The organism is Nodosilinea sp. LEGE 07298, from assembly GCF_015207265.1.
GTDB lineage: Bacteria > Cyanobacteriota > Cyanobacteriia > Phormidesmidales > Phormidesmidaceae > Nodosilinea.
On record NZ_JADEXE010000311.1, the window covers coordinates 1 to 7595 of the forward strand.

At 57.6% G+C, this 7595-nt stretch carries 7 protein-coding genes; 1 reads left to right on the forward strand and 6 read right to left on the reverse strand.

Annotated elements, in window-relative coordinates; genetic code table 11:
* Positions 1 to 88 precede the first annotated feature (88 nt).
* The 6 genes from IQ273_RS27710 to IQ273_RS27735 form a co-directional block, all read right to left on the reverse strand.
* Complete coding sequence (locus tag IQ273_RS27710) at positions 89 to 802, reverse strand: DUF4340 domain-containing protein (protein WP_194026358.1); 714 nt, start codon at positions 800 to 802, stop codon at positions 89 to 91.
* Between the two features lie 126 nt (positions 803 to 928).
* Positions 929 to 1396, reverse strand: a complete 468-nt coding sequence (locus IQ273_RS27715; protein WP_194026359.1) for a type II toxin-antitoxin system VapC family toxin — start codon at positions 1394 to 1396, stop codon at positions 929 to 931.
* Positions 1396 to 1638, reverse strand: coding sequence for a hypothetical protein (locus IQ273_RS27720; RefSeq protein ID WP_194026360.1), 243 nt, complete (start codon positions 1636 to 1638; stop codon positions 1396 to 1398). Before IQ273_RS27720 ends, IQ273_RS27715 begins: the two co-directional genes overlap by 1 nt.
* 107 nt (positions 1639 to 1745) lie before the next feature.
* Positions 1746 to 3167, reverse strand: coding sequence for an NAD(P)(+) transhydrogenase (Re/Si-specific) subunit beta (locus tag IQ273_RS27725; protein WP_194026361.1), 1422 nt, complete (start codon positions 3165 to 3167; stop codon positions 1746 to 1748).
* An 86-nt stretch (positions 3168 to 3253) separates the two neighbouring features.
* Complete coding sequence (gene pntA, locus IQ273_RS27730; RefSeq protein WP_194026362.1) at positions 3254 to 4867, reverse strand: Re/Si-specific NAD(P)(+) transhydrogenase subunit alpha; 1614 nt, start codon at positions 4865 to 4867, stop codon at positions 3254 to 3256.
* Positions 4868 to 5466: 599 nt separating this feature from the next.
* Positions 5467 to 6234: an HAD family hydrolase gene (locus IQ273_RS27735; protein WP_194026363.1), complete on the reverse strand. Its 768-nt coding sequence runs from the start codon at positions 6232 to 6234 to the stop codon at positions 5467 to 5469.
* Positions 6235 to 6362: 128 nt separating this feature from the next.
* Between IQ273_RS27735 and IQ273_RS27740 the strand changes: the two genes are divergently transcribed.
* Positions 6363 to 7595 (forward strand): peptidase M15A (locus tag IQ273_RS27740; RefSeq protein ID WP_194026364.1); only part of this gene is annotated, 1233 nt, incomplete at its 3' end.

The window sequence follows — 7595 nt, forward strand, 5'->3', positions numbered from 1 at the left end:
GCCCACCAACTGTTCAGGCAAGGTCAGGCATCCCTGGATCGTTGGCCTAAAAGGGTGGCTGGGCTCAGACTAGCATCCTCAACAAACATCAATTGGTGGTTTCAGCACCGTTGTCTGTGGCCTCTGGCGCGGCAGGGCTTTCGGGAGGTGCTTCTGACTCAGGTGTATCTTCTGGAGTCTCGCTATCGTTGGGAATGGCCGCATCGTCTTCCCCTGCCTCAACATTCGGCGTCTCGACGGGCATGAGCCATTCTTCCAAAGGGCGGTTGATGCCGTTGGCTACATCGCGAGTGACGACGAGCACAGAGTACTCCTGCCCCTCGGCTGGGGGCCAGGGATCAGGATCGACCACGGCATAGTTGGCGCTACCGCTGAAGTCGGGGCCACCCAAAATCAATTCATGCTCGGTGCCGTCTTTGAGCGTGACGGTGACAATACCAACGGGAGCGTCAAAGCCGAAGTCGGTGGCCTGGTCGGCGGTCATCGTAACGGTTTGCAGGGGCGAGTCAGTGTTGAGGCGGCTGAGCAAGAACGCCACGGCACCTGGTTCGGCCAGAGCATTTTCAGGTGCTGTCATCTGCCAGTTGCCGTCGTCGCCCTGCTCAAATACCAGAGTTTCGTCGCCGCGATCGACGGTGAGGGTGGCGACGTCGGCCTCTTCAAAGGCGAGGATGGGCTCGGTCGATTCGCTTTGGGTGGCAGAGGGCGGAGACTGCGATCGCTGCGACTCGGCAATCAGCACCCCAGCCCCCAGCAAAAAGGCAACTCCGACGAGAATCAATGTACTGCGCTGAAATTTCATAGCCCTCAAACCGCGACGCTCAGAACCAGCTAAATCGTGATGTGCTGATCCATCCTACGACCTGAGGGACAGATTATACCGGGGCGTCACCAATTCAGCGTCATCAGGCAGCAAACCCTTGAATGACTAGGTGTCAGCGATTTTGCTCAATCCGTCAATATCTTGAGGACCCACAACGGAGACCCCTAGAAAGCCTGTAAAATCCGTTGGGTTTAACGTTAAAACATGGCTGATGTCAGAAACTGACATAACCGCTGCAATGCGGGCATCGTGGGTTCGTTTGCCCTTAATCTTGTTTTCAGTCACGAAAGACAGCCACGTTGAAAAAATCTGTGGCCCTTCTTCTACCAAGGGGAAGCGATCAATCAACTGGTCAATTACTATGCGGGTTTGCTCAATCGACCATCCCAAACCGTTAACCTCAGTTGGACGGGTAGCAACAACCCAGAGCTCAATTAAGACTTGCGCGGTTAAATAACACTCGTTTCCCTGCATTAACAAGGTTGCGACGGCCGTTGTTGCCAGCTCATGTTGTTCATCAGACGGGTTGCTAAACCGTAGAACAATGTTGGTGTCTAGCAAATAGCCAACCACTAGTCGTAAATATTGCCTCGGTCAAACGCCTCATTGGGCAGGCTGGAATGCGCTTTAGGCAGTTGCGATACCCATGCTCGAAAATTTTGAGCCCGCTCCGTAGGAGTTGCCCGTTGCCAAAACAGCTCTCCTTGGGCCAGGGGAGCGGCTTGGGTTTTTAGCGACACTACTAAATCGGCAATTTTTCTCAACTGGCTCTCACTAAGTTGGTCGATCTCTTGTTTCAACGTTTCTTGCAGCATGGGTCGCGTCCCCGTTAGGACTACTGAGCTTGTTTTAGCTACCTGTGTCAATCATATCGAATGCGCTCAGATAGACCGAGCGCATTTCTTGAACGGCTCAAGCTGGCTTAAGCTGCGGAGAGAGCTGGAGCGGGTACGTTCGTGGTTGAAAGCTGGGCCAAAATGGCGTTGACGTTGGTTTTGGCGTCGCCAAAGAACATCAGCGTGTTGTCGTTGAAAAAGAGCGGGTTTTCAACGCCGGCGTAGCCCGACGACATGCCGCGCTTCAGCACCACCACAGTGTCGGCTTCCCAAACTTCCATCACGGGCATACCGGCAATGGGGCTAGTGGGGTCGTTTTTGGCGCTGGGATTAACAGTGTCGTTCGCGCCGATCACCAGCACGACATCGGTCGCCGTCAGGTCGTCGTTGATTTCGTCCATCTCCAGCACGATGTCGTAGGGCACGTTAGCCTCGGCCAGCAGTACGTTCATGTGGCCGGGCATGCGGCCCGCCACGGGGTGAATGCCAAACCGCACCTGCTTACCCTGGCCCCGCAGCAGGCGAGTGATCTCAGCCACAGCGTGCTGAGCCTGGGCCACGGCCATACCGTAGCCAGGCACGATGACCACGCTCTGGGCATTGGCCAGCAGGTCAACCACTTCGCCCGTGGTGGTGCTGGTGGCGCTGCCCTCAATGGCAGCAGCTTTGCCGGAGCCGCTAGCGGTTTCGCCAAAGCCACCCAACACCACGTTGATGAAGGAGCGGTTCATGCCTTTGCACATGATGTAGCTAAGGATGGCTCCGCTACTGCCCACCAGCGCCCCGGTAATGATCAGCAGGTCGTTGTTGAGCATGAAGCCTGCCGCTGCCGAGGCCAAACCTGAATAGCTGTTGAGCAGTGAGATCACCACCGCCATATCGGCTCCGCCGATCGCCATCACAATCACAATGCCGAAAATGCCTGCGATCGCCGTCATCGCCCCCAGAGCAATCAGCGGTGTGTCGCCTGTCGCGGTCAGGAATGGGACTCCGAGAGCTGCGATCGCTCCCAGCATCCCCAGCGTCAGCACGTGGCGAGCGGGCAGCAGCACCGCTCGGCTCGGCACCCAACCCCGCAGTTTAGCCACCGCAATTATCGACCCTGTGAAGGTGACGATGCCGATAAACACGCCGACAAATATTTCTACTCGATGAACAATTACATCGCCGCCGCTCAAGGCTGCGCTGGGCTGGAGATATTCGGCAAAGCCTACCAGCACGGCGGCTAGACCCACAAAGCTGTTGAGCAGGGCCACCATCTCGGGCATGTCGGTCATCGCCACGCGAGAGGCGGCCAGCACGCCGATCAAGACGCCGAGACCGATAGAGCCGATCTGAATCGGGTAGCCCTGGCTAATGGCGGCGGTGGCGGCAAAGGCGATCGCCATGCCGAGAATGCCCAGCAGGTTGCCCCGCTTGGCCGTCTCCGGCTGCGATAGCCCCGCCAGACTGAGAATGAAGAGGGCGCTGGCGACGATGTAGGCGGTGGTTACGAGGTTGTTTTCCATGTTTGAAGAGTTGGTAAGTAGGCGGACAGGTGGTGTAGGTGAGTAGGGGAGCCAACGTTACAACGTTGGTGCGCTTAGTTTTGGGCCTACTTGTGAAACATGTTCAGCATCCGCTGGGACACCATGAAGCCGCCCGCGATATTGACGGTGCCGAGGAAGAGGGCGATCGCGCCCAAGATCGTCATCGGTGAGGCGATATTGCTTGAAATCTGAAGCATGCCGCCGATGATGATGATGCCGCTAATAGCGTTGGTGACGCTCATTAGGGGAGTGTGGAGGCTGGGCGACACATCCCAGATCACCTTCCAGCCCAAAAAGCTGGCCAGCACAAAGACGGTCAGGTGGGTCATAAACGAGGCTGGTGCCCACAGGCCAATGGCCACGCAGGCCGGACCAATTAGCACGGGCCAGAGCAGCTGGGTGTACCAGGGTTTAGGGGCGGCGACAGCGGCTTCAGCGGTGGGGGTGGCCGATTGGGTGCTGGGTGCTGGGGCCGGAGCCTCAACCTTGGGCGGCGGCCAGGTCACCTGCCCGTTGTGAATCACGGTGGTAGCGCGAATCACCTGGTCCTCCATATCAATGCCAAACTTCTCGGCTCCGCCTAGGTCACTGAGCAGGTGCACCAGGTTGTTGCCGTAGAGCTGGCTGGCCTGGGCGGCCATCCGGCTGGGCAAGTCGGTAAAGCCAATGATGGTGACGCCGTTGTGAGAAATTACCTGACCGGGTTCAGTGACTTCGCAGTTGCCGCCCTGCTCGGCGGCCAGGTCTACCACCACCGAGCCGGGTTTCATGCTCTTGACCATCTCTTGGGTGATCAGCAGGGGCGCTTTTTTGCCGGGAATCAGAGCTGTAGTGATGATGATATCGACATCTTTAGCCTGCTGGGCAAACAGAGCCATTTCGGCGGCGATAAAGGCTGGGCTCATCACCTTGGCGTAGCCGCCTTCGCCGCTGCCGTCTTCTTCAAAGTGTAGCTCTAGAAACTCTGCGCCCAGGCTCTGCACCTGCTCTTTGACCACCAGGCGGGTGTCAAAGGCTTTGACGATCGCCCCCAAACTCTTGGCCGCTCCGATCGCCGCCAGCCCGGCCACGCCAACCCCAATCACCATCACTTTAGCGGGGGGCATTTTGCCCGCAGCGGTAATCTGGCCGGTAAAACAGCGGCCAAAGTGGCTGGCGGCCTCAATTACGGCTCGGTAGCCACCGATGTTGGCCATCGAGCTGAGGGCATCGAGCTTTTGGGCGCGGGAAATGCGGGGTACCGAATCCATCGCCAGCACCGTGCTGCCCTGCTGGGCCATTTGCTCTAGCAGCTCAGGGTTTTGGGCGGGCCAGATGAAGCTGACCAGGGTGGTATCGGGTTTTAGCAGGTCAGCCTCGTGGCGATCGAGGGTGGGGTGGTGCTGGGGCGATCGCACCTTCAGCACCACATCGGCGGCCTGCCACAGGCTGGCAGGATCCGTGACAATGGTGCAACCAGCGGCTTTGTAGGCGCTGTCGGTAAAGCTGGCCCCGGCCCCGGCCTGGGTCTCAACCAGCACCTCAAAACCTAGTTTTTGCAGCTTTTTAGCGGTGTCGGGGGTGGCGGCTACCCGCTGTTCGCCCGCAAAAATTTCTTTAGGAATGCCAACTTTAAGTGCGGTTGGGGCGGCATCTGCCACAACGGCGACAGTATTCTCTTGGGGAGCGGCAATAGTCATAGGTGATGATTAAAAGAAATGGTCTTAAACAACGGAACACAGACAGTTAGAGAGCCGATCCAGGAATAAAAAACTCCAACGATAGGCGATCAAGCACCGATAAGGAAAAGTTTAAAGGGCAAAGTTGAGCGCCGTGCAGTAGGACTATAGCCACCTCTAAACTATGGCTCAATTCACACTTCGACAGCGGTACGCGTGATCTATGCAAAAACTCTAAAAGATCTAGCCCAAAATTACTGAATTGCTTCTGGCGATTCAACCCGCGCTGGGACAACCGCTGAATGACATTGATCTTAAGCTAAACCCCTCTAATCTCCTCAGGGTTCGCCTTTGTTTGCTGACTTTTACCATCCTCGCTAGAAATTTGGATAGCCCAAATATCCAGATTGTTTTTTGATTTCATACAATTCCGACAAAAACTCACGGCGAACTCAGTACAGAACAGCCTACCCAACGCTTCCTGGCATGGTAAAGGTGATGCCAAAGCCTATAGGCAAAACTTTAAGAATGTTTTATGAGTTCTGAGGTTATCACCATTAATTGTCAGCGATGAGAAATAAAATCTTGTTTTGTAAAGAAGTCTTCCCAGGCTACTGATCTCAACTCTTTGACGTCAAAAGGTTGACCAATTCTAAAAAACCGTCTACCTCAGCTGCCTGGGTTACAAAGGTGGGACGGTGGGTAAGGCGATCCCAATAGTCCTTGACATTAGCTACCCCCACCGAATAGGGAAAGAGGGCTGGGGCAAACATGCTTTCGTCGTTGGGGCTGTCGCCTAGGGTAAGAACCTCGGCACTGGAGATGGCCGTAAAGTGGCGCTCTAATATCTGCAGCAACCCGGTGGCCTTAGACTGGCCCAGGGTAAACAGGTGACACTGCACAGTGCTGTAGGTAAAGCCCCAACCCAAGCCCTGACACACCTGAGCCATCTCGTCCAAGTCAAGCTGGGTGAGACCCTTGAGGTCAAAAGTCCAGTCGGTGAGGCGAAAGCGGTTGTCGTCAGACTCGTGCAGCTGGGGCCAGCGCCGCTGTAGTTGGGTGAAAACTTCGCTGAGCTGCTGCCGGTGAGCGACCAGATCTGGAATATCGACCAGCAATTCTGGAGCCGCATTGAGGGGAAAGTAAACCCCGCCGTTTTCAGCCATAGCCCCAGTGACGGGCAGGTAGTGGGCCAGGCCATTGACCCACCCCGCCGATCGCCCGGTGACAATCATGACGGGGAAACCCTGGCCTTGCAACTGCTCTAGCCCGCTGAGCAGGGCGGCGGTAAACTTGCCCTGGCGGGTGAGGGTGCCATCCATATCGGTGGCCAGTAGCTTGATGGCTGGGGAAAACCCACGGGGGGGTAATGGTTGAACTTCGCCCATCGGGTCTACACTTTGTGGTTACTGTGGACAGGCATGGCGCTATGTGGCCATGCGATGATCGTGATGCCCGAGGAGCGCCATGGCGGCGATCGCCAGCATCCACCACCAGCCCATACTGACTTGACGCTATGAGCACGTTAGCACCGGATCAGCGCAACTACTACTATCTTCTCGAAGGCGGGCGAGCGGGGGTGCATAAGCCCATTCTGGCGGCGCTCCATGCGGTGCACAATCAGCCTCAGCTTACCGATGGCGAAACGGGGCTAGGCCTTGCCCCCATACATCAAATTGAAATGGCGGAGGTCGACACCTTTGCGGCCCAGGTGCAGTACGGGGCCAACACCATTCGCAGCCTCACCAACAGCCTGGTTGAGCAGGGTTGGAGCGGAGCCGATATTTGGGATGCCAGCGTGGGTCGCTACAGCGATCGCTTTTTGCAGGCGGTGGCGAAGGGGTTTACGCCAGCGGCGAGCGATACAGGTGCCGCCCAGCTTGAACCCAGTGACCCAGCCGCCCTGCTACAGGCTTACCTAGAAGACATCAGCACTGACTACAGTGGCGCGCAGCTACCCCAGAACCTGGCCAAGCTAGACCCAGCCCTGCTGGCCTTTGCCGAGCGCCTGCCGCCCAACTACAGTCGGCTCGACTTTCAGCGGCAGGCCCTGGTGGAGGCAGTGCGCCTGTGGCGGCAGCTCAACACCGCCGAGGCGGCCTACGAGATCTTGGGAGTGCCCGCGATCGATCAGGTACCCGATGAAGCGGCCCTCGACAATGCCCTGGTGGCCTTTGTCCAGTCGGCGGTGCGCTACTATGCGGGCTACCCGAACCAGCGAGAGGCGCTGATTCGCCTGGTGCAGCTGTGGCGCGAGATGGATACGCGCGAAGAGGCGATCGCCTGGCTGCTCACCAACGATCCCTTCGCCCACGAAACCAGCCTGGAGATTGTCGATCCGGCCCTGATCGCCTTTGTGCAAAAAATTCCTGACCTCTACAGCGGCCAGGGCGACTGGCGCTTTGCCCTGACCGAAGGCTACCGCCGCTGGTTTGGCCTCGACTCGCGCACCACCGCCATTCAGCGCTTGGGCATCGACCCCGACGACCTGGCTCAAAATACTGAAAACCAGGCCGCCCTGATCGCCGCCGCCCGCACCCTAGACCGCGCCCTGCTCGACTTCGCGGCCAGCATTCCCACCGCCTACACTCAAACAGAACAGCAGCGAGAAGCGCTGATTCGCCTGGTGCAAATCTGGCGACGACTGGAGGGACGCATTCCCACCATTCAGTCGCTGTTTGAAGACGTACGACGGCTAGAGCGGGCCGCCCCCTCGGCCCCCGAAGCTATGCCCGCTCCAGTCTCTGCC